Source organism: Streptomyces sp. NPDC002446, assembly GCF_053595675.1.
Genome location: NZ_JBSFYC010000087.1, coordinates 1 through 21291 on the forward strand (window position 1 = coordinate 1; position 21291 = coordinate 21291).

Sequence of the window (21291 nt, forward strand, 5' to 3'; positions counted from 1 at the left end):
GTGGGACGTAAAGCGAAGCAGTCCCACACCCCTGCCCCGGAGGCCCGCCACCGGCAGCCGAACAGCCCCGCGCAGCGGCAACGCCCGCCGCAGGCGAACCACGCGCAACCCCCCACGGCGGGAAAGCCGAAAACGTGGGAAGCCAAGCCAAGCGCAGCGGAAGGGCCGCAGGCGAACCCACAACAACCCCCACGGCGGGCCAGCCGACAACGCACCAAGGCAACCCAGATACGCTCGCCACCGTGGAAAAGAGCATCCCCAACCCCGGTTTCTCCGACGACGACGGCTCCGCCGACCCCGCGCTGGCCGCAGCCCTGAGCGCGTACGACGAAGACCGGAGCGCCGAGCCGCAGCTGCTCGCCGCGCTGGCCGGGGCGCGCGTGCTCGTCCCGGTCGTCGCCATCCTCGGCGAGGTCGAGACCGGCCCGGACGGTCTTCGCCGCGAGAAGACCAGCGATATGGCCGTCCCCACCCTCCAGGCCCCGGACGGCCGCCGCGCCCTGCCCGCGTTCACGTCGATGGACACGCTCCAGCGCTGGCGCCCGGACGCCCGCCCGGTCGCCGTCCCGCTCCAGCAGGCGCTGCTGGCCGCCTCCCACGAGCAGGCCGACACCCTCGTCATCGACCTGGCCGGTCCGGTCACCTACCAGCTCACCGGCCCCGCGCTGCGCGCCCTCGCCGAGGGCCGCACGACCGCCGACCCGCTCGCCGACCCGGCCGTCACCGACGCGCTGCGCGCCCTGCTCGCCGCCGAGCCCGCCGTGCTCGTCGCCCGCCTCGCGCCGTCCGGAGAAACGGACGCCACCCTCGCGCTCGGCCTCGCCGCCGAGGCCCCGGCCGCCGAGGTCGCCCAGCGCCTGGCGCAGGCGCTCGCCACCGACGAGGTGCTGCGCGCCCGGCTCGTGCGGGGCCTGGACCTGGCCCTGCTGCCGCCCGGCGGCACGACGGCCGGAGAGGTGCTCTACCGGCGCTGATCCGCCGCCCCCGGCCCGGCACCGCCGACCGGGGCCGGGGGCCGCCAACGGGCGCGTTCGTCGCCAGGGCCGCACAATGCGAGGAGAGCTCAAGATCCACGCGAGGAGAGCCCCATGGCGAATTCCGATCTGGAGACGGAGGCGGCGACCTCCACGGTTGTGACCCGCGTAGTCGTGGCCGAGTTCCTCGGCACACTGCTCCTGGTGTTCTTCGGCGTCGGCTCGGTGGTGCTGGCGGGCGAATACATCGGCACCTTCGGCATCGCCCTGGCCTTCGGCTTCACGATGCTGGCACTGGCCTACGCCCTCGGCCCGATCTCGGGCTGCCACATCAACCCCGCGGTGACGCTCGGCATGCTGCTGGCCCGCCGCGTCACGGTCCGTACGGCCGTCGAGTACTGGATCGCGCAGGTCGTCGGCGCCATCGTCGGCTCCGCGCTGCTCTTCCTGGTCGCCACGCAGATCCCGGGCATGCAGACGCACGGGGGCTTCGGCACGAACGGCTGGGGCGACCGCTCGGCGGTGCACATCAACCTCGGCGGTGCCTTCGTCGCCGAGCTGGTGATGACCTTCCTCTTCGTCTTCGTGGTGCTGTCGGTCACCCACAAGGTGGCCGTGCTCGGCTTCGCCGGTCTGGCGATCGGCCTGGCGCTGGCCACCGTCCACCTCGTCGGCATCCCGCTGGACGGCACCTCCGTGAACCCGGCGCGGTCCATCGGCCCGGCCCTGTTCGCGGGCGGCGCGGCCATCACGCAGCTGTGGCTGTTCATCGTCGCGCCGCTGATCGGCGGTGCGATCGCGGCCGTGGTGCACCAGATCACCCATCCGCCGCACGAGCCGTCCATCGTCGCCGACGAGGGCATGCCCGACGAGCCCCTGACCCAGCCCGGCGGGCGGTCCTGAGACCACGGCGCACCCGCCCCGCACGCACGGCGACCCCCGGCCGGGGAAACGGCCGGGGGTCGTCGTGCGCGGAGATCCGCGGCCCGCGGGGGCCGCCGGCTCAGCCGTAAACGGGGCCGGTGAACTTCTCCCCGGGCCCCTGACCCGGCTCGTCCGGGACGACCGATGCCTCGCGGAAGGCCAGCTGCAGCGACTTCAGCCCGTCCCGCAGGGGTGCCGCGTGGTACGAGCCGATCTCGGTGGCGCTGGCGGTGACCAGCCCGGCGAGCGCCTGGATGAGCTTGCGCGCCTCGTCGAGGTCCTTGTGCGCCGCGCCGTCCTCGGCGAGCCCGAGGTTGACCGCCGCCGAGCTCATCAGATGCACCGCGACCGTGGTGATCACCTCGACCGCCGGCACCTCCGCGATGTCACGGGTCATGGCGTCGAAGTCGGGCTGCGCCGCGCTCACGGCGTCGGGCTGCTGAGGGGTCTGGTCGCTCATGTCTTGGGGCTTCTTCCTGATGAGGGGTCGGCTCCAGCCTATGGGCAGCGTCCGCGGACCCCGCGCCCGGGAGTGTCATCCCGGAGGCGGGGTGCCTCCGCGCCCGCACACGAGTGGGTGTCGCCTCTTGACTCGTGTATTCTGGTGTTCCGACCGGCCGGACACTCATGTGACCGGCCCACAAGTGGAGGCTCCGATCTCCCACCCGGCCGACCTCAGGTTGGCGGGTCAACGGTCCGGCTGCGCCCCGCGGAGACTTCGCGGCGGTGCTCCAGATCTATGTGGAGCCCCGCCTGTGTCCCGTCCGGGGCGTTTTTCATGTACCGGCGCGGTTGGTCACACCGAACAGACGTTACGCGGCAGTCCGCCAGGCCGTCGCGTGGTGCTACCGAGGAGGATCCATCAGCGCCGAGCCCCGCATCAACGACCGGATTCGCGTCCCCGAGGTGCGACTCGTCGGTCCCAGTGGCGAGCAGGTCGGCATTGTGCCGCTTGCCAAGGCCCTGGAGCTTGCGCAGGAGTACGACCTCGACCTGGTCGAGGTGGCGGCGAACGCCCGTCCGCCGGTCTGCAAGCTCATGGACTACGGAAAGTTCAAGTACGAGTCGGCCATGAAGGCCCGTGAGGCGCGCAAGAACCAGGCGCACACGGTCATCAAGGAGATGAAGCTCCGGCCGAAGATCGACCCGCACGACTATGACACCAAGAAGGGTCACGTCGTCCGGTTCCTCAAGCAGGGTGACAAGGTCAAGATCACGATCATGTTCCGTGGTCGCGAGCAGTCCCGCCCCGAGCTGGGCTTCCGGCTGCTGCAGCGGCTCGCGTCCGACGTGGAGGAGCTCGGCTTCATCGAGTCGAACCCGAAGCAGGACGGCCGAAACATGATCATGGTCCTCGGTCCGCACAAGAAGAAGACCGAGGCGATGGCCGAGGCCCGTGAGGCGCAGGCCGCCCGCAAGGCGGAGCGCCAGGGTGGAGCTCCCGCGGAGGAGCCCGCCGAGGAGCCCGCCGAGGCGTGATCCATGGGCGAGAGCCCCGGATTCATGCCGGGGCACCCGCCCCGGACACCAACCGATATATCTGACGCTCCCGCTAGCCGGTCCGTGCCGGTGGGAGCGCCACTGACGAGGAGAGAACGGCGCATGCCGAAGAACAAGACGCACAGCGGTGCCAGCAAGCGCTTCAAGGTCACCGGCTCCGGCAAGGTGCTCCGCGAGCGCGCCGGCAAGCGCCACCTGCTCGAGCACAAGTCGTCCCGCGTGACGCGTCGCCTCACCGGCAACGCCGAGATGGCCCCGGGCGACGCCGCGAAGATCAAGAAGCTTCTCGGCAAGTGAGTCGCCGCGCCCCACTCGACGGGGGCGCGCGATTCGGACCGGGACTCAAATCGACTCGGGCCGTGTGACGACACCCACGGCCCCGCTACAAGGAGTTAACAAGTGGCACGCGTCAAGCGGGCAGTCAACGCCCACAAGAAGCGCCGGGCGATCCTCGAGCAGGCCAGCGGTTACCGTGGCCAGCGCTCCCGCCTGTACCGCAAGGCGAAGGAGCAGGTCACCCACTCCCTCGTCTACAACTACAACGACCGCAAGAAGCGCAAGGGCGACTTCCGTCAGCTGTGGATCCAGCGCATCAACGCCGCTGCCCGCGCCAACGGCATGACGTACAACCGCTTCATCCAGGGTCTGAAGGCCGCCAACATCGAGGTGGACCGCAAGATCCTGGCCGACCTCGCGGTCAACGACGCCAACGCGTTCGCCGCGCTCGTCGAGGTGGCCCAGAAGGCCCTCCCGAGCGACGTCAACGCCCCGAAGGCTGCCTGAACCCCAGCCTGACGACGTTGTGACGCGGACCCGCAGGCCCCGGCCTGCGGGTCCGCCGCATTTCCGGACCGGCCCCGCAGGCCGGGCCCCCACGCACCGAACAACAGAAGCGAGCCTTTGCCCATGGGCACCCCCGAGCTGATCTCCCCGCGTTCCCCGCGCGTCACCGCCGCCCGGCGGCTGGCCCGCCGCGCCTTCCGCGGCAAGGAGCGCCGGTTCATCGCCGAGGGCCCGCAGGCCGTACGGGAGGCCATCGCGCACCGCGTCGCGGGCGAGCCCACCCTGATCGAGCTGTTCGCCACCGTCGAGGCCGCCGAGCGGCACACCGAGATCGTCGAGGCGGCCCGTGCGGCCGGGGTGCGGGTGCACTTCGCCGACGACCGCACCATCGCGGACATCTCCCAGACCGTCACCCCGCAGGGCCTGCTCGGCGTCTGCCGGTTCCTGGACTCGCCGTTCGAGGAGATCCTCGCCGCCCGCCCGCAGCTGATCGCGGTGCTCGCCAACGTCCGCGACCCCGGCAACGCCGGTACGGTGCTGCGCTGCGCCGACGCCGCCGGCGCGGACGCGGTCGTGCTGACCGACGCCTCCGTGGACCTGTACAACCCCAAGTCCGTGCGCGCCTCGGTCGGTTCGCTCTTCCACCTTCCGGTCGCGGTCGGCGTACCGGTCGAGCGGGTGGTGGACGGACTGCGGTCCGCCGGCGTACGGATCCTCGCCGCCGACGGCGCGGGCGACCGCGACCTGGACGCCGAGCTGGACGCCGGCTCCATGGGCGGGTCCACCGCCTGGGTCTTCGGCAACGAGGCCTGGGGGCTGCCCGAGGAGACCCGGGCGCTCGCGGACGCCGTGGTGCGCGTCCCCATCCACGGCAAGGCCGAGAGCCTCAACCTCGCCACCGCCGCCGCGGTCTGCCTCTACGCCTCCGCGCGCGCCCAGCGCAGCCCCGGTGGCTGCCGCGCGGTGTCACCCGCCTGAGGGGCGTACGTCCTGATCCTTCCGGCACATCCGAGGCGAGCTAGTAGTCTTGCGTGCCCGGGGGCCCGGAAGGGGGTAACGGGGATGAGTGTGAGGACTTCCGGTATCACTGTCGCCGCTGAGTACGGGACGGGGCTCGACCCCGACGATCTGCCCGACGGCCTGGTCGTCGCCGACGAGATAGGCCGGGTGGTCTGCTTCAACGCCGCGGCGGCCAAGATCACCGGTATCACCTCCGAGGACGCGCTCGGCCGCCCCCTCGAACAGGCCCTGCCGCTCCAGGACATCGAGGGCCGCCGCTGGTGGCGGCTCACCGATCCCTACGGCGGGCTTGCCATCCGCCGCGGCCAGCCCGAGCGCAATCTGCTGCTCGGCGGCCGTGAGGTGCTGGTCTCCGCCCGCTACGTCCGCAGCCGGCCGACCGGGCCGGTGCAGCGGCTGGTGATCGCGCTGCGCGGCACCGAGGCCCGGCGGCGTACGGAGCTCAGCCACGCCGAGCTGATCGCCACCGTCGCCCATGAACTGCGCTCGCCGCTGACCTCCGTCAAGGGCTTCACCGCCACCCTCCTCCAGAAGTGGGAACGCTTCACCGACGACCAGAAGCGGCTGATGCTGGAGACGGTGGACGCCGACGCCAACCGCGTCACCCGGCTGATCGCCGAGCTGCTGGACATCTCCCGGATCGACTCCGGGCGGCTGGAGGTCCGCCGGCAGCGGGTCGACATGATCGCTGCGGTCCGCCGGCACGTCCAGGCGCAGACCACCGCGGGTCAGCGGCCCGATCGCTTCCTCATCCGGATGATGGAGCCGCTGCCGGATCTGTGGGCGGACCCGGACAAGGTCGACCAGGTACTGGGCAACCTGCTGGAAAATGCGGTGCGCCACGGCGAGGGAACCGTCACCATCGAGGTCGGACCGGCATCGGGCACGACCAGCACGGAGGGGACGAGCGTCACGGTGAGCGACGAGGGTCCCGGCATTCCGGAGGAGTCGATGAGCCGCGTCTTCACCCGCTTCTGGCGGGGCAGCAAGCGCGGCGGCACCGGCCTGGGCCTCTACATCGTCAAGGGCATCGTCGAGGCGCACGGCGGCACGATCACGGTCGGCCGGGCCCCGGCCGGCGGCGCGCAGTTCCGATTTAGCCTGCCCGTCGCGACGCCGGCCTTTATGAATTAGGGGTGCCGCGCAGCGTCGTGCAAGGGTGGTGGCGGGCGACGGGCGGGACTGAGCGCTTCGCGGCGGGCGCCCCGCAGGGGCTCGGGCCTGCCGCGCGGCCCGTCCCCCTTAGACTTGACCTTTGGCACCTTTGGCGCACAGGCATCGCGGGCACTCGCCGAGGCGAAGCGAGCCGAGCCAAGCCAGTCCACCGGAAGCACGGGAAGAGATGTCCGCACCCAATAAGTCGTACGACCCTGTCGAGGTCGAAGCCCTGAAACCGGAAGAGATCGAGCGCATGCGGGACGAGGCGCTCGCCGCCTTCGCCGCCGCGGGCGACCTCGACGCGCTCGCCCAGGCGAAGACCGCGCACACCGGTGGCACCTCGCCGCTCGCCCTCGCCAACCGCGAGATCGGCGCCCTGCCCCCGCAGGCCAAGGCGGAGGCCGGCAAGCGCGTCGGCCAGGCCCGCGGCCAGGTGAACCAGGCGCTCAAGGCCCGTCAGGAGGAGCTGGAGGCGGAGCGCGACGCGCGCGTGCTGGTCGAGGAGGCGGTGGACGTCACGCTGCCCTACGACCGCACCCCGGCCGGCGCCCGGCATCCGCTCACCACGTTCATGGAGCGGGTCGCCGACGTCTTCGTCGCGATGGGCTACGAGGTCGCCGAGGGCCCCGAGGTCGAGGCGGAGTGGTTCAACTTCGACGCCCTGAACTTCGTGCCCGACCACCCGGCGCGCCAGATGCAGGACACCTTCTTCGTCCAGGGCAACGGCACCGAGGGCGATGAGTCCGGCGTCGTGCTGCGCACCCACACCTCGCCGGTGCAGGCCCGTACGCTCGTCGACCGCGAGCCGCCCGTCTACGTCGTCTGCCCGGGGCGGGTCTACCGCACCGACGAGCTGGACGCCACGCACTCCCCGGTCTTCCACCAGATCGAGCTGCTCGCCGTCGACGAGGGCCTGACCATGGCCGACCTCAAGGGCACCCTCGACCACATGGTCCGGGCGCTGTTCGGCCCGGACATGAAGACCCGGCTGCGGCCGAACTACTTCCCGTTCACCGAGCCGTCCGCCGAGATGGACATGGTCTGCTACGTCTGCCGTGGCGAGTCCGTGGGCAACCCCGACCAGCCCTGCCGTACGTGCTCCAGCGAGGGCTGGATCGAGCTCGGCGGCTGCGGAATGGTCAACCCCAAGGTGCTTATCGCCTGTGGCGTCGACCCCGAGAAGTACAGCGGGTTCGCCTTCGGGTTCGGTATCGACCGGATGCTGATGTTCCGGCACAACGTGGAAGACATGCGCGACATGTTCGAGGGCGACGTCCGGTTCACCCGGCCGTTCGGGATGGAGATCTGATGCGGGTCCCGCTTTCTTGGCTGCGGGAGTACGTCGACCTGCCGGCGACGGAGACCGGCCGGGACGTACAGGAGAAGCTGATCGCGGTCGGCCTGGAGGTCGAGACGGTCGAGCGCCTCGGCGAGGGCCTCAAGGGCCCGCTCGTGGTCGGCCAGGTGCTGACCATCGAGGAGCTGGAGGGCTTCAAGAAGCCGATCCGCTTCTGCACCGTCGACGTCGGCGACGCCAACGGCACCGGCGAGCCGCAGGAGATCGTCTGCGGCGCCCGTAACTTCTCGGTCGGCGACAAGGTCGTCGTGGTCCTCCCCGGCGCCGTGCTGCCCGGTGACTTCAAGATCGCCGCGCGCAAGACGTACGGCAGGAAGTCGCACGGCATGATCTGCTCCGGCGACGAGCTCGGCATGGGCGACGACGGTTCGCACGGCATCATCGTGCTGCCGCCCGAGTACGAGGTCGGCACCGACGCCATCGAGCTGCTGCAGCTCGTCGACGAGGTGCTGGACATCGCCGTCACCCCGGACCGCGGCTACTGCCTCTCCCTGCGAGGGGTGGCCCGCGAGACCGCCACCGCGTACGGGCTGCCGCTGCGCGACCCCGCGCTGCTGGACGTGCCGCCGCCGAACTCCGCCGGCTACCCGGTCCAGGTCTCCGACCCGATCGGCTGCGACCGCTTCACGGCCCGCACGGTCACCGGCCTGGAGCCCGAGGCGCGCACGCCCCTGTGGATGCAGCGCCGCCTCCAGAAGGCCGGGATGCGCCCGATCTCGCTCGCCGTCGACATCACCAACTACGTGATGCTGGAGCTCGGCCAGCCGCTGCACGCCTACGACCGCGCCACCGTGGACGGCCCGATCGGCGTCCGCCGCGCCACCCCGGGCGAGCAGCTGACCACGCTGGACGGCACCAAGCGGGTGCTGGACGCCGAGGACCTGGTCATCACCGACAACCGCGGCCCCATCGGCCTCGCGGGCGTCATGGGCGGTGCCAACACCGAGATCGGGGCCGCGGTCGCCGACCCGGAGACCGGCCAGGTGCGCGGCACCACCGACGTCGTGATCGAGGCCGCGCACTTCGACGCGATCTCCATCGCGCGCACGGCCCGCCGGCACAGGCTGTCCTCCGAGGCGGCCAAGCGCTTCGAGCGCGGCGTCGACCCGGAGGCCGCGTCCGCCGCGGCGCAGCGGACCGTCGACCTGCTGGTGCTGCTCGGCGGCGGCACGGCCGAGGAGGGCGTGACCGAGGTCGTCTCGCCCCGCGGACCGCGCACCATCGCCATCCCCGCCGACCACCCGGACAAGGTCGCCGGTGTCGCCTACGGCCGGGAGACCGTCGTACGCCGCCTCCAGCAGGTCGGCTGCGACGTCTACGGCCAGGACGAGCTGGTCGTGACCGTGCCGTCCTGGCGGCCGGACCTCGGCGACCCGAACGACCTGGCCGAGGAGGTCATCCGGCTGGAGGGCTACGAGAACCTGCCCTCCACCCTCCCCAAGCCGCCGGCCGGCCGCGGGCTGACCGAGCGTCAGCGGCTGCACCGCCGGGTCGGCCGGGCGCTGGCCGGCGCCGGCTATGTCGAGGCGCTGAACTACCCCTTCACCGGCTCGCACGTCCTCGACCAGCTCGGCATCGAGGCGGACGACCCGCGCCGCGCCGCGGTCACCCTCGTCAACCCGCTCTCCGACGAGGAGCCCGACCTCCGTACGACGCTGATCCCGGGGCTGCTCGGTGCGCTGCGCCGCAACTACGGCCGGGGCACGCACGACCTCGCGCTGTTCGAGACCGGACCGGTCTTCCGGGCCACCGGCGACGAGAAGCCGGCCAGCCGGCTGGTCGTCGACCGCCGGCCGACCGACGACGAGATCGCCTCGCTGGACGCCTCCCTCCCGCAGCAGCCGCGGCGCGCCGCCGTGGTGCTCGCCGGTGGCCGTGAGCAGGCCGGCTGGTGGGGCGAGGGGCGCCCGGCGACCTGGGCGGACGCCATCGAGGCGGGCCGTACGGTCGCGCGTGAGGCGGGCGTCGAGCTGATTGTCCGTCAGGACCAGCACGCGCCGTTCCACCCGGGCCGGTGCGCCGCGCTGCTCGCCCTCGTCGACGGCGAGGAGGTCCTGGTCGGCAACGCCGGTGAGCTGCACCCGCGGGTCATCAAGGCGCTCGCCCTGCCGGAGCGTACGTGCGCGATGGAGATCGACCTGGACCGCCTGGAGCGGGCCGGGAGCGGGCCGCTGAAGGCGCCCAAGGTCTCCTCGTTCCCGGTCGCCACCCAGGACGTGGCGCTGGTCGTCGACGGCACGGTCCCGGCGGCGGACGTCGAGAGCGCGCTGCGCGACGGCGCGGGTGAACTGCTGGAGTCGCTGCGGCTCTTCGACGTCTTCACCGGTGAGCAGATCGGTGCGGGCAAGAAGTCGCTGGCGTACGCGCTGCGCTTCCGCGCCGCGGACCGCACGCTGACCGCGGAGGAGGCCAGCGCCGCCCGCGATGCGGCGGTCGCGGCCGCCGTGGAGCGTACGGGAGCGGTGCTGCGCGGCTGACCGGCCGGGCCGCCCGTGTGAGGGGCGGGGGCGCGGAGGGTGTGAGCCGTCCGTGTCCCCGCCCCTTCGGCATGCGGTGGACCGGTGCGTCCGGTAGGCGGCCGGTGTGAGGCCTGTGGGGGACGGGCCGGTCCAAGGAGACCATCGGATCCATACACCATCACCCAATCGGGTGGTTATTTACCTATCGTCGTGGGATGGGCGCATAACGTCGCGAGAATCGACGCGGTCGTTCGGCCCGCATGACCGCGGCGGCGGGCCCGGACCGACCGGCAAGGCCTGCTAGGGGACCACCGGCTAGGGGGACCATCGGCATGATCCGAACCTGGGCGCGGAGCGGAGCACGCGCCGGGGCGGCCTGTGTCCGGCGGGCCGCCGTCTTCGTCCTGCCCGGCCTCTGGGTGCTCGGTGTGGTGGTCTGGGAGCTGTGCCATCCGACCAGCGGCCAGCTGCTGCAACTCCTCGCCGCCGCCCCGGCCATCGCCTGCGCGGGCACCGGCCGCCGCCAGTGCGTCCTGCTCGGCGGGGCGTGCGCGCTGCTCGCCCTCGTGCCGTTCGGCGGGTCGGGGCCCGGGGCCGGGCCGGGCACCCGCGTGCTGACCTGCGGTGCGATTCTCGCGGTGGTCGCCGCCAGCTATCTGACGGCCGGCCGGCGGCTGCGGCTGGTGCGGGAGCTGGAGCGCACCCGTGAAGTCGCCGCGGCCGCGCAGCGGGTGCTGCTGCGGCCGCTGCCGCCGCGGATCGACGGGCTGACGCTGGCGGCCGACCACCTCTCCGCGAGCGAGGGCGCCGCGGTCGGCGGGGATCTGTACGAGGTCGTGGGGACCCGGCACGGCGTCCGCGCGGTGATCGGAGATGTGCGCGGGCACGGCCTGGAGGCCATGGGGACGGTCGCGGCGATGCTCGGCAGCTTCCGTGAGGTGGTGCACGACGAGACCGAACTGGCCGGTGTGCTGCGCCGGTTGGAGCGCGCGCACCAGCGGCATCTGCGCGAGCGGGTGCGCGGTGAGCAGCCGGTCGGCGGTGAGCCGGTGAGCCCGCTCGCGGAGGAGTTCGTGACGCTGCTGCTGGTGCAGGTCGCGCCGGACGGCTCGGTCACCGCGCTGAACTGCGGGCATCCGTGGCCGTACCGGATCGACCGCGGGGCGCTCGCGCCCGTCGCTCCGGTCGCCCCGGCCGACCCGATGCCGCCGCTGGGGCTCTTTCCGCTGCCGGAGGAGCTGTCCGCGGTGGGGTGCGGGCGGCTGGAGCCCGGAGCGGCGCTGTTCCTGCACACCGACGGGGCGGTCGACGCGCGGGATGCGGCGGGGGAGTTCTTTCCGCTGACGGAGGAGTTGCGCAGCAGCGTCGAGGCGGCCGGGTCGCCGTGCGGTCCGGTGCCGTCGGGGGTGGTGGGGGAGGTGCGGGAGGCGCTGCTGCGGCATGCGGGCGGGCGGCTGACGGATGATGTGGCGCTGCTGATGCTGAGCAACGACCGGGTGCGGGTCCCGGCCCAGGCGGCCGGGGCGGGGCCGCGTTCGCTGTCGTTCGGCGGGCGGGGGGCCGGCGGGGACGCCGGGTAGGCCCGACCCGCCCCGCCGGTCGCGCGAGCCCGCCCGGACCTGTCATCGCGTCTCGTGGCGCCCGCCGTCCGCGGTGGCCTCCGCGCCGCTCGGGAACGGGAAGGCGACGCCGGTCAGCTCCTGGGAGACGTCCCACAGGCGCTGGGCGCTGTGGGGGTCGCTGGCCGCGGCCGACCTGCTGACCATCGTCGGCCCGCCGCGCATCTCGCCGAAACCGTCGGGGCCGAGGTAGGCGGCGCCCGGCAGGTCCTGGGTGGCGGCGTACAGCGTGGGGAGCGCGCCGGCCTTGTCGCTCTGGGCGATCACCCGGTTGGACACCCGCATCACCGCACGCCGGACCGGGCTGGCGTCATGGCTCTGCAGATTGGTGGCCGCGTATCCGGGGTGCGCGGCGAGGGCGCGCACGGGGGAGCCGGCCGCGGTGAGGCGGCGCTGCAGTTCCAGGGTGAACAGCAGATTGGCCAGCTTGGACTGGGAGTAGGCGCGGTAGGGGGTGTAGGCGCCGGTCAGGTCGAGGTTGTCGAAGCGGATGTGGGTGCCGCCGGGGGCGCGGTGCGCCAGGGACGCCACGGTGACCACGCGGTCGGTGACATGGGGCAGCAGCAGGTTGGTCAGCGCGAAGTGGCCGAGGTGGTTGGTGCCGAACTGCCGCTCGAAGCCGTCCTTGGTCCGGGACTCCGGGACGGCCATCACTCCGGCGTTGTTGATCAGCAGGTCCAGTTCGCCCTGCCAGGACTCGGCGAACGCGCGTACCGAGGCGAGATCGGCGAGGTCGAGGCGGCGCACCTCCAGGCTGCCCTTGGCGCCCTTGACGGTGGCGGCGGCGGCCTCGCCGCGCGCAAGGTCCCGTACGGCGAGGACGACATGGGCGCCGGCCCGCGCGAGGGCGTCGACGGTGGCGAGGCCGAGTCCGCTGTTGCCGCCGGTCACCACGGCGGTGCGGCCGGTCTGGTCGGGGAGGTGGGTGGCGTTCCAGGTGGGTGTGTGAGCCATGCCCACGAATGTAGACAACGCCAACAATGCTGTCAATGACAACAATGTAGCCAGTGAATACATCGGGGCTAGGATGGCGGTCATGCAGACTCGTCGTTACCACCACGGAGACCTGCGCGCCGCACTGCTGGCCCGCGCCGAGCAGACGCTCCGCGAGAAGGGCCCCGGCGCCCTGTCCCTGCGGGAACTGGCCCGGGACCTCGGTGTCAGCCACGCCGCGCCGAGCCGGCACTTCAAGGACAAGCAGGCGCTGCTGGACGCGCTGGCACTCGCCGGTTTCGACCGCCTGGACGCGGTGCTGACCGCATCCCAGGAGGCGGCGGGCGAACGGTTCGCCGACCGGCTCGGCGCGCTCGCCCGCGCCTATGTGGACTTCGCCACCGGCAATGCGGCCCTTCTGGACCTCATGTACACGGTCAAGCACGAGCCGGAGGCGTCCGAGGCGCTGATCGCGGCCGGGCAGCGGCTCGCCGTGATGGCCGTGGAGCTGGCCGCGGACGGGCAGCGCAGCGGCGACGTACGGGAAGGGTCCGCCGAACGGATCGCGATGCCGGTGTTCTCCACCCTGCACGGCTTCGCCAGCTTCGCCTCGAGCGGGGTGCTCTCCGCCGACGACGTCGAGTCCGGTCTCGGCGATGTGATCGCGTTCATGGTGCGCGGCTGCGCGGCGGAGGGCCGCGAGGTCCCCTGGCCCGAGGAGGCGCCCGGCCTCGGCTGTCTCGGTCCGCGCCCGTCCCGGGGCTCTTCACACCCCGTGTGAAGCGGGGTTCACTACGCTCGAATGGCGGAGCGGACAAGTCGACAAGGCCATGAGCCGGCCGCCGGAAGGCGGGCCCGCTCATCGGGAGGCCGGTGTGGAGCCCAACACCCTGCTCGATGCGATTCTCGACGAGGCCGGCATCTCGCATGCCGGGCTGGCCGCCCGGATCAACCAGCTGGGGCGGATGCGCGGCTTGGCGCTGCGCTACGAACACACCGCGGTGGCCCGGTGGCTGAAGGGCCAGCGGCCGCGCGGCCAGGTGCCCGACCTCATCTGCGAGGTCCTCGGTGACCGGCTGCACCGGCCGGTCGGGCTCGACGACATCGGGCTGAGCGGGCCGGGACTGCCGCGGCCCACCGGCACTCCGCTCTCCGGCTTCGTCGAGCGGGCCACCGCGCTGTGGCGGTCCGACGAGCAGCAGCGGCCGCATGTGCTCGCCGCCCCGGCGCTCACCGGCACCTCGGCGGTCATCCCCGTATGGGAGTGGGAGAACCCGCCCGAGGACTCCGATGTCTCGCGCGACGGGCTGACCCGGGTCGGCATCGCCGACATCGAGATGCTGCGCACCGCGCGGACCCACTACGAGCAGATGTACCGGAAGGCGGGTGGTGTCGCGACCAGAGCGCGCATCGTGGGATTCCTCAACGCCGAGGCGGCGCCGCTGCTGCGGGGCAGCTACAGCGACGCGACGGGACGTCAGCTCCACCGGGCGACCGGCGGACTGGTCGCCGTCGCCGGCATCTGCGCGTACGACTCGGACGCTCTCGGGCTGGCCCAGCGCTACTTCCATCAGGCGCTGCGGCTGGCCAAGGCCAGCGGGGACCGCGGACTGGGCGCGTATGTCATCGCGCTGCTGGTCAACCAGTCCCTCTTCGTACGGGAGTACCGCCAGGCGGTGGCCTTCGCGGAGGCGGCGCTGCGGGCCGCGGGTCCGCAGATCACTGCGGCGCTCTCCGCGGACCTCTACGCCATGCAGGCCAAGTCCTACGCCCGGCTCGGCGACGGCGCCAGCGCGCTGGCGTGCATCCGGCGGGCGGAGGCGGCCGCGGAGCGCATCCGGCCCGGCCTGGAGCCGGCCGAGACGGGCTATGTGCAGCCCGGCCTGGTGAACGTCCAAGTGGCGGAGGCCCTGCTCAGCCTCGGTGACCTGCGGGCCGCCAGGGAACAGGCGGACGCCGCCGTCGACACCCCCGCACACGACCGCGGCCGGGTCCACCGGCTGGCCATGCTCACCCATATCGAGCTGCGTCAAGGCGACGCGGACCGGGCCGTGGCCGACGCCGCGCAGATGACCGAGCAGGCTCGGGGCATGGAGTCGCAACGGCTGCGGGACCGGCTGCGGGCGGTGCGCGAGCACCTGGCGGAGACCGGGAGCTCCGCGACGGACGAGGCTGCCGATCTCATCGACGAGGTGCTGCGCGTTCCCTTGTGACCGGGCTCGTGTCACCTTGCCGGCTCATCAGCGGAAGGTGGCAGTTACGTGCGTTGGAACAACCTCAGCGAGAAGCCCGTCTATGCGAATCCGTGGTTCCGGGTCAACCTGGCCGATGTGGAACTGCCCGACGGCCGGCACCTGGACCACTTCCTGATCCGGATGCGGCCCGTCGCCGTGGCCACGGTGGTCAACGCGGCCCACGAGGTGCTGCTGCTGTGGCGGCACCGGTTCATCACCGACACCTGGGGGTGGGAGCTGGCCGCCGGGGTCGTCGAGGACGGCGAGGACCTCGCGGCCGCGGCCGCGCGGGAGATGGAGGAGGAGACCGGGTGGCGTCCCGGCCCCCTCCGGCATCTCCTCACGGTGGAGCCGTCCAACGGCCTCACCGACGCGCGGCATCACATCTACTGGTCCGACGAGGGGGAGTATGTCGGCCTGCCACAGGACGACTTCGAGTCCGACCGGCGGGAGTGGGTGCCGCTCAAGCTGGTGCCGGACATGGTGGCGCGAGGGGAGGTGCCGGCCGCCAACATGGCCGCCGCCCTGCTGATGCTGCATCACCTGCGGCTGGGCTGAGCGGAGCCGGACCGGCGGGCGGGGTGCGCGGCGGTCCCGTCCGCGCGCTCACCGGACGAGCGCCTGCCACACGGCCACCACCAGTGCCGCGAGCCCCGTGAGCGCGGCGAGGGAGGGCAGCGGCCAGCGGGCGCTCTCCAGGCGCGTGACGCGGGCGGTCAGTTCGTCCGCGTCACGCTCGCTCTGCTCGGAACGCTGGGCCTGCAGCGCGAGTCGGCCGTCGACCCGGGCGGTGCGTACGTCGAGCAGACGCCGCAGCTCCGCTAAGTCGGCGGTTACCAGATCGGGTTCGGGGTGGGCGGTCACGGTCCGCTCCTCATTCCTTCGGTCGGCGACTTCGTGGTGCGTACGCGCCTCAGTCAACTGCGCTGCGGCGAAGGGCGGGAGCGTGTGCGGTGGGGATATGCGGGTCTGCACTTCACACCCCGTGTGAAGTGACCGGGGGTGACAGCGCGCGCAAGGCTTCGCACGGGGTGTGAACCGGGCACCCCCGGCGGGGTGCTTCACACGCTCCCGCGCCCGCCCGCGGGGGAGTTGACTCGAAGTCCCCACGGGGGCCGGCGCCGGCGGACGGGCGCCCGCCGACCCGGAGTCCGCCCGCCGGCACCACTCCCCCGAGCGGCGGGCGGACGGCTCTCTCGCCGGTGGGCCCTCTCTCCGGTCGGCTCTCTCGCTGGTCGGCTCTCTCTCCGAACGGCACTCTCGCCGGTTGGCTCTCTCCGAACGGCCCTCGCCTCAGTACGAGTAGAAGCCCGACCCGGACTTACGGCCCAGGCGTCCCGCGTCCACCATCCGCTGGAGCAGCGGGGGAGCGGCGTACAGGGGTTCTTTGTACTCCTCGTACATGCCGTCAGTGTGCGCGGCTACCGCTCTGACCTGCGAATTCAGGTGGCCCGTTCGGGGCCTGCGGGGCGCCCAGGGACTTCTCAGGGACATTCGCTTGTGGATCTTGATCGAACCACTCGTCCATGGCGGCGAGGCCCCGCTTGCCCGCCCCGGGCATGAAATGAGCGTAGTGCTTCAGCGTGGTCTGCGGCGAGGCGTGCCCGAGCCACTCCGACACGCTCACGATCGACTCGCCTGCCTCAAGCTGGGTACTCGCGTACGTGTGCCGGAGGACGTGGAACATGTCCGCGCGCGAAAGTTCATAGACGGGGTACCGCCGGATGCGGCCTCCGTGTGTCGCGACCTTCTCGCCGATCGCCTTCAGAAGCCCGGCCGCCGCGAGCGCGGGTCGCCAGCTCCGCTTGTTCCACATCGAGGGGTTGATTCGATTGCCTTGCGAGGTGCTCAGGACCAGCCGGACGGTGATCGGTTTGCGCTGTCGCGCTTCCAGCTCGGTCGTCGGTGGCTCGGGGTTACGCCAGGGGAGTGTGCAGGTGACCGGAGAAAAGCGACGCAGGTGGCCCTGGGCGCGCTTGGCGAGGTTGGGGGAGAGGGGAACGTCTCGCGTTTTGCCGCCCTTCGGCAGGCAGAAGTACGGCCTTCCTTTGGAGTCCCACCGCAGCTGTCGGCGGATGTGTACGACGCCGGCATCGAAGTCGAAGTCCTCCTCGTCGAGGCCGAACGCCTCGCCTTGGCGAAGGCCGAGGCCGACACCGAGGTCCACCGCGATGTGGTATCGATCCTGGAGGCCCGCCCGGACGGCATCCACGGTTGTCCTGGACCATGCCTTGGCCTTCCTCTTCGCGGGTTTGGGAGCCTTGACCGTCCGGTGGGCCTTGCAGGGGTTCTTGATCAGGCGGCCGTCATCGACAGCAGCTTCGAGGATCGTGGACAGGTGGATCCAGATCACCTGGGCCGTGGACGCCTCGACCCGCGTCAGCAGCTGAGTCGTCCAGACGCGCAGCGCGGCAGCGTCGATGTCCCGGAGTGCCGTTTCACCCAGGAACGGAATGATGTGGTTCCAGATCTTGCTGCGCATGGGGGCGGCAGTCGACGGTTCGTCTGAGCGGCTCGGCCACCAGTGCTTCTCGATGTACTGGGCGAGGGGGATCGCCCCGTCACGGGGGTCAACGAACTCGCCACGCGTGGTGTCGGTCTGTGCGTTAGCGAGCCACTGCTTCGCGTCCTCGCTCGTATCGAACGAGCGGTCCCGGACGCCCGGGATGCCCTTCACCCGATAGCGCTTGCCCTTGCCCCACAGGGCTGTTCGATCCCGCTTACCGGTGTCCTTGTTGGGCTTCTTCTTGAGCCAGCGGTCTTCTATGTACCCCGCCAAGGGAACGTGCTCCTATGAACTCAACTGCGAATGTTTGTATTGCATAGTGGGGAGCCGCGCGCCGGGACTCCGAAAGATCGAGGCACAGCCTTCGGGCTTGCGGACAGCCTTCAAAGAGTGCGTACTGCGCGCTTCATCGGCTTCTGACTGAGGGGATTGAGCGCAGTGTTGGAACGTGAATCCGCCTGCTCCTGTGCTATGACCCACTCGTTGAGCGCTGAGATCCTGTACATGACGCGGCTTCCCATGCGGAAGCTCGGCGGTCCCTGTCGTCGGTGGCGCCAGACATACAGGGTGTTCGGTGAAATGCCGAGGTATTCCGCTGCCTTGGTCAGGTTCAAGAATGCGGCTTCACGCGTGGGCGTGATCTGGTCGTGCATCTCCGGTCTCCAGGGTGAGAAGAGTCGATGCACATCAGGATCCGGAGAAGTCCGGGCTTTGGTGAGACCGGGAAATTCTGGGAGCGCGTGTACTGGCTGCCTCAGGGTGCGCTGAGGTGCGACTGTTGATCTCGGGTGTAGCAGTTCACGGCGCTAGATCGTCCTCTCGTTGAGCTGCGGTTTTGCCAACACCTGTACGTTGGCATGGTGTCCGCGGAGGTCTCCAGCCATGGGCGTCTGCCGTAGGCGAACTGCTGTGAGTCACTACCCGGCGTACAGCCGACTCGTCCGCCATTCTGGCCCTGACCAGGGCAAACACCCTGGTCAGGGCCACCGGGCACCCAGCCGGACTTCCCTCCCGTACCTGCGGTTTCCCGGGAGTTCCCGCGCGAATGTGCACCCGTTGTGCACGCGTGTGCCGGGGCCGTCAAGGGCGGAAGCGTTGGCCGACCGCGCCGCAGCGTGTGGTTGCGCTCGGCGCGGCACACGGGGTCGAACTTTCGGTGGGGCGCAACCGGTGGGAGACAATGACCGGCGGTCTTACGGAGGGGGGGCAGGGCGGTGGCGAGGCAGGGCTTGGTCGCAGGTTCGAGTCCCTGGCAGGACTCGAACCTGCGACCAGGTGCTTAGAAGAGACTCGCATGCTTCCGCAGGCTTCTGCCTCTGACCTGCGGCTTAGCGGCGGTTCAGTGGATGGGGTCAACCGCATCACCGGGCATTCACCGGAAGCTACTGTTCCGCACCTACTGAGGGATGAAGGGCGGTACGGGTGCGGCCATGAGAGTTGATCGAGCAACGCGCATCGGCCGATCCAGCGCGACCGGGGGAAGACGTCGAAATCCTTGATGTGCGCACGGGGCAGCTCGTCCGTCCCCCGTAGTTCACGCGTCCTATCGGCCGTCGCAGTTCCACGGTGTTGTAGTCCGGGGTGTCCTCAGGGCCCGCGACTCGGAAGATGTCCAGGATCGAGTGAGTGCCGGCTTCCTGGACCAACTCGTCTTCCCACAGCGCCTTCAACGTCTGCGGCCGAGGCTCCTGCTCCTCCTCCGGCCGCCAGTCGGCGCCGTTGACCCAGTAGTAGTCCGGGCGACTGGCCTCACTACCCCAGCTGTTGTGCTCGGCTTGCCACAAGCTCTCCAGAGGAGAAACCGTCCACTCGAATCGACCCCGCGCCGATGACTTGCGGCAGCGTAACGTCGGCCCGGCCATTGAGGAGGTCCACCGATGCGCGCGGCCGACCGTTGACATAGACATCCAGCGGTCGAGGTTCTCCCCTTGTAGTTTGAGATGGAGAGCCCCGTTGCTGCGTGAGACCTCGGCGATGGCCATGCTGTGTGTGGGCTGGGTGCTAAGCAGCTGGCCAGCGTGGGCCAGTAGATCGACGTTGGCTTCGAGCAGGTCCCGACGGAAACTTTCATGGGTCAGCTCGATCTATACGAAATGGCGGGCGGGCCTTCCCGGGAATCGCAACCCGGGTTGTCTCAATGTCCGTCCCGAGCTGACACAAAATAGGCCGGGCATGCCGCGACTGATAACACTCGACGTATCCGCTAAGGAGTACCGGACCACAATGCAGACAGTTACGCTGTATGCCACCGGAGAATGTAACCTGCGCTGTACACACTGCTCAGTCGGGCTCGACCAGGACAGGCCGCGTCCCAGCCTCGATACTGCTTCACTCAAGCGCGTCCTATCGACGATGGCAACCTCCGGCACCCGGTGGGTCACAATCTTGGGTGGCGAAGCTACGATCTATCGCCAGGACCTTGTGAAATTGCTTCAGTATGCAGGCGAGCTGGGCCTGTTGGTCAGTCTGAACACCAACGGCATTGCTCGAGCAGTTCTAATGCGTCTGGCCGAGCAATCAGCGCTACGAGAAGTGGTAGTGAGCCTTGACGGGGCAACTGCGACAACCCATGACGCTGTACGCGGCCGTGGCACATTCGCACGCACGACGCGCACCATTCAGGAACTTGCCACTACGCCAAGAGTCCAGGGCGGTGAGCTGCACCTGAAGCTGGCCCACGTCCTATCGGCGAGCAATGCGCATGAGGCCGGTAGAATTGTGACACTCGCCAACGAGCTGGGAGTGAACAATCTGGCGGTGAAGCACGTGCGGATCATCGGGCGTGCTGAAGAACATCGGGACAAGCTACATCTCACACATCGCAGCTTGCTAGACGCCTATAGCGCCGTGATTACGACGTGGTTGCTGACAGGCACCATGAAGCTCGATATTCAGCTGCCACACGCACTGGCTTACTACCTGCATCGACGCTTCGCTCTGCCCTATCCCGCCGTAGCGTCGACCGCCTGCGGCGGCACGGACCGATATTGGTATGTCGATCTACTAGGCAATCACCTGCCATGCCCGGCCATGTCATATGAAGAGGATCCACAAAACGGCCTCGCTGAGAGTGAGGCGGAGCTCAACCTTGTCAACGTTAGCGCTGAGGATGCCCGACAGCACGAGATCTTTCGTGAGTTCGAGCATCGCCGACAGACCTTCGCCCATAGGTCTAAGATTTTCCCTTGTAACAGTTGCAGATTTGCCGACCAAAGTTCGCCGTGCACCGCTGACCTTGTGCAAGGTGCCGACTCAACCGAAGTTGATCTGTGTGCTGCGGTCTATCACCATGGTGACGAAGCAGTATCAGGCTTTCGAGCAGATGTTTTTCCAGGCGCGGGGAAAGGAGTGTCGGCAACGGCGGAAAACGGGACCACCCCACCGGATGAATCGTGACCCTCTTGAGCGGTCGGGCTCGTTGAGTCAGGTCGGGCGGGATGGTGATCGGCGTCGAGGACTGGGCGGAGATCCGTCGACTGCATCGGGCTGAGAAGATGTCGGTCCGTGCGATCGGGCGGAAGTTGGGGATCTTGCGGAATATGGTGCGCAAGGCGGTGGCCAATGACCGGCCGCCGAAGTACCAGCGGGCGCCGAAGGGCTGGATCGTGGACGCGGTCGTGCCGCAGATCCGCGGCAAACTTTCGTGCCCGCGGGCGCGCTTGTGCCCGCAGTTCCTTCAGGTGACTGTGGAGCCGACCGCCCCAGCCACAGAAGGTGTCTCCCACTTCATTCATGCCCGCAGCCGCCGAGCGCGCCGCCTTGCGCGGCCAGCTGGGGCGGAGACAGGAGGCAGGCCACGCCGCAGAGGCGGCGCGCGCCCGCGC

General features: G+C 70.3%; 19 protein-coding genes and 1 pseudogene. 14 read left to right on the plus strand and 6 right to left on the minus strand.

The features are described 5' to 3' along the window. Positions 1 to 242 precede the first annotated feature (242 nt). The gene (locus tag ACWD6P_RS32500; RefSeq protein ID WP_451447780.1) at positions 243 to 974 is read left to right on the plus strand and encodes an SseB family protein; all 732 of its coding nucleotides are present in this window, start codon (positions 243 to 245) and stop codon (positions 972 to 974) included. 114 nt (positions 975 to 1088) lie between these two features. Continuing rightward, positions 1089 to 1877, plus strand: a complete 789-nt coding sequence (locus ACWD6P_RS32505; protein WP_451447781.1) for an MIP family channel protein — start codon at positions 1089 to 1091, stop codon at positions 1875 to 1877. Between the two features lie 100 nt (positions 1878 to 1977). Here the strand turns inward: ACWD6P_RS32505 and ACWD6P_RS32510 are convergent, their stop codons facing one another. Beyond that, positions 1978 to 2358, minus strand: a complete 381-nt coding sequence (locus ACWD6P_RS32510) for a DUF1844 domain-containing protein (RefSeq protein WP_451447782.1) — start codon at positions 2356 to 2358, stop codon at positions 1978 to 1980. A 332-nt stretch (positions 2359 to 2690) separates the two neighbouring features. Here ACWD6P_RS32510 and infC point away from each other — a divergent pair, with 332 nt between their 5' ends. The 8 genes from infC (at position 2691) to ACWD6P_RS32550 (ending at position 11755) form a co-directional block, all read left to right on the plus strand. Then, the gene (infC, locus tag ACWD6P_RS32515) at positions 2691 to 3377 is read left to right on the plus strand and encodes a translation initiation factor IF-3 (RefSeq protein ID WP_451447783.1); all 687 of its coding nucleotides are present in this window, start codon (positions 2691 to 2693) and stop codon (positions 3375 to 3377) included. A 123-nt stretch (positions 3378 to 3500) separates the two neighbouring features. Continuing rightward, positions 3501 to 3695 (plus strand): 50S ribosomal protein L35, encoded by a 195-nt coding sequence (gene rpmI, locus ACWD6P_RS32520; RefSeq protein ID WP_016576627.1) that lies wholly within the window; start codon positions 3501 to 3503, stop codon positions 3693 to 3695. Between the two features lie 102 nt (positions 3696 to 3797). Continuing rightward, positions 3798 to 4181, plus strand: a complete 384-nt coding sequence (rplT, locus tag ACWD6P_RS32525) for a 50S ribosomal protein L20 (RefSeq protein WP_033267754.1) — start codon at positions 3798 to 3800, stop codon at positions 4179 to 4181. 123 nt (positions 4182 to 4304) lie between these two features. Continuing rightward, the gene (locus ACWD6P_RS32530) at positions 4305 to 5159 is read left to right on the plus strand and encodes a TrmH family RNA methyltransferase (protein WP_451447784.1); all 855 of its coding nucleotides are present in this window, start codon (positions 4305 to 4307) and stop codon (positions 5157 to 5159) included. Between the two features lie 84 nt (positions 5160 to 5243). Further along, positions 5244 to 6335 (plus strand): ATP-binding protein, encoded by a 1092-nt coding sequence (locus tag ACWD6P_RS32535; RefSeq protein WP_451447785.1) that lies wholly within the window; start codon positions 5244 to 5246, stop codon positions 6333 to 6335. 208 nt (positions 6336 to 6543) lie between these two features. Beyond that, the gene (gene pheS / locus ACWD6P_RS32540) at positions 6544 to 7668 is read left to right on the plus strand and encodes a phenylalanine--tRNA ligase subunit alpha (RefSeq protein ID WP_451447786.1); all 1125 of its coding nucleotides are present in this window, start codon (positions 6544 to 6546) and stop codon (positions 7666 to 7668) included. Then, positions 7668 to 10193, plus strand: coding sequence for a phenylalanine--tRNA ligase subunit beta (gene pheT / locus ACWD6P_RS32545; protein WP_451447787.1), 2526 nt, complete (start codon positions 7668 to 7670; stop codon positions 10191 to 10193). The genes pheS and pheT overlap by 1 nt, the downstream gene beginning before the upstream one ends. Before the next feature lie 314 nt (positions 10194 to 10507). Then, positions 10508 to 11755, plus strand: coding sequence for a PP2C family protein-serine/threonine phosphatase (locus tag ACWD6P_RS32550; RefSeq protein WP_451447788.1), 1248 nt, complete (start codon positions 10508 to 10510; stop codon positions 11753 to 11755). 42 nt (positions 11756 to 11797) lie between these two features. Here ACWD6P_RS32550 and ACWD6P_RS32555 read toward each other — a convergent pair whose 3' ends face one another. Further along, positions 11798 to 12748, minus strand: a complete 951-nt coding sequence (locus tag ACWD6P_RS32555; protein ID WP_451447789.1) for an oxidoreductase — start codon at positions 12746 to 12748, stop codon at positions 11798 to 11800. An 82-nt stretch (positions 12749 to 12830) separates the two neighbouring features. On the opposite strand from ACWD6P_RS32555, the gene ACWD6P_RS32560 reads away from it, so the two are divergent. The 3 genes from ACWD6P_RS32560 (at position 12831) to ACWD6P_RS32570 (ending at position 15519) form a co-directional block, all read left to right on the plus strand. Next, the gene (locus tag ACWD6P_RS32560; RefSeq protein ID WP_451447790.1) at positions 12831 to 13508 is read left to right on the plus strand and encodes a TetR/AcrR family transcriptional regulator; all 678 of its coding nucleotides are present in this window, start codon (positions 12831 to 12833) and stop codon (positions 13506 to 13508) included. 94 nt (positions 13509 to 13602) lie between these two features. After that, a complete protein-coding gene (locus ACWD6P_RS32565; RefSeq protein WP_451447791.1) occupies positions 13603 to 14940 on the plus strand; it encodes a transcriptional regulator in 1338 nt (445 codons plus the stop codon). Positions 14941 to 14988: 48 nt separating this feature from the next. After that, positions 14989 to 15519, plus strand: a complete 531-nt coding sequence (locus ACWD6P_RS32570; protein WP_451447792.1) for an NUDIX domain-containing protein — start codon at positions 14989 to 14991, stop codon at positions 15517 to 15519. A gap of 48 nt (positions 15520 to 15567) precedes the next feature. Here ACWD6P_RS32570 and ACWD6P_RS32575 read toward each other — a convergent pair whose 3' ends face one another. The 4 genes and pseudogenes from ACWD6P_RS32575 to ACWD6P_RS32590 form a co-directional block, all read right to left on the minus strand. Beyond that, the gene (locus tag ACWD6P_RS32575) at positions 15568 to 15825 is read right to left on the minus strand and encodes a hypothetical protein (protein WP_451447793.1); all 258 of its coding nucleotides are present in this window, start codon (positions 15823 to 15825) and stop codon (positions 15568 to 15570) included. Positions 15826 to 16254: 429 nt separating this feature from the next. Continuing rightward, a pseudogene (locus ACWD6P_RS32580) lies at positions 16255 to 16368 on the minus strand (3-hydroxyacyl-CoA dehydrogenase family protein); the annotation flags it as partial. A 1-nt stretch (position 16369) separates the two neighbouring features. Continuing rightward, positions 16370 to 17740 carry a tyrosine-type recombinase/integrase gene (locus ACWD6P_RS32585; RefSeq protein ID WP_451447794.1) on the minus strand — a complete coding sequence of 457 codons (1371 nt, stop codon included), beginning with the start codon at positions 17738 to 17740 and terminating at the stop codon, positions 16370 to 16372. A gap of 110 nt (positions 17741 to 17850) precedes the next feature. Continuing rightward, complete coding sequence (locus tag ACWD6P_RS32590) at positions 17851 to 18120, minus strand: helix-turn-helix transcriptional regulator (protein ID WP_451447795.1); 270 nt, start codon at positions 18118 to 18120, stop codon at positions 17851 to 17853. 1570 nt (positions 18121 to 19690) lie between these two features. Between ACWD6P_RS32590 and ACWD6P_RS32595 the strand changes: the two genes are divergently transcribed. Next, positions 19691 to 20863: a radical SAM protein gene (locus tag ACWD6P_RS32595; RefSeq protein ID WP_451447803.1), complete on the plus strand. Its 1173-nt coding sequence runs from the start codon at positions 19691 to 19693 to the stop codon at positions 20861 to 20863. Positions 20864 to 21291: the final 428 nt, after the last annotated feature.

Coding starts and splice junctions, on each gene's coding strand:
- ACWD6P_RS32510 (WP_451447782.1), bottom strand. CDS start 2,358: ATGAGCGACCAGACCCCTCAGCAGCCCGACGCCGTGAGCGCGGCGCAG.
- ACWD6P_RS32595 (WP_451447803.1), top strand. CDS start 19,691: ATGCAGACAGTTACGCTGTATGCCACCGGAGAATGTAACCTGCGCTGT.
- ACWD6P_RS32505 (WP_451447781.1), top strand. CDS start 1,089: ATGGCGAATTCCGATCTGGAGACGGAGGCGGCGACCTCCACGGTTGTG.
- ACWD6P_RS32535 (WP_451447785.1), top strand. CDS start 5,244: ATGAGTGTGAGGACTTCCGGTATCACTGTCGCCGCTGAGTACGGGACG.
- ACWD6P_RS32555 (WP_451447789.1), bottom strand. CDS start 12,748: ATGGCTCACACACCCACCTGGAACGCCACCCACCTCCCCGACCAGACC.
- ACWD6P_RS32560 (WP_451447790.1), top strand. CDS start 12,831: ATGCAGACTCGTCGTTACCACCACGGAGACCTGCGCGCCGCACTGCTG.
- pheS (WP_451447786.1), top strand. CDS start 6,544: ATGTCCGCACCCAATAAGTCGTACGACCCTGTCGAGGTCGAAGCCCTG.
- ACWD6P_RS32550 (WP_451447788.1), top strand. CDS start 10,508: ATGATCCGAACCTGGGCGCGGAGCGGAGCACGCGCCGGGGCGGCCTGT.
- rpmI (WP_016576627.1), top strand. CDS start 3,501: ATGCCGAAGAACAAGACGCACAGCGGTGCCAGCAAGCGCTTCAAGGTC.
- ACWD6P_RS32590 (WP_451447795.1), bottom strand. CDS start 18,120: ATGCACGACCAGATCACGCCCACGCGTGAAGCCGCATTCTTGAACCTG.
- ACWD6P_RS32530 (WP_451447784.1), top strand. CDS start 4,305: ATGGGCACCCCCGAGCTGATCTCCCCGCGTTCCCCGCGCGTCACCGCC.
- pheT (WP_451447787.1), top strand. CDS start 7,668: ATGCGGGTCCCGCTTTCTTGGCTGCGGGAGTACGTCGACCTGCCGGCG.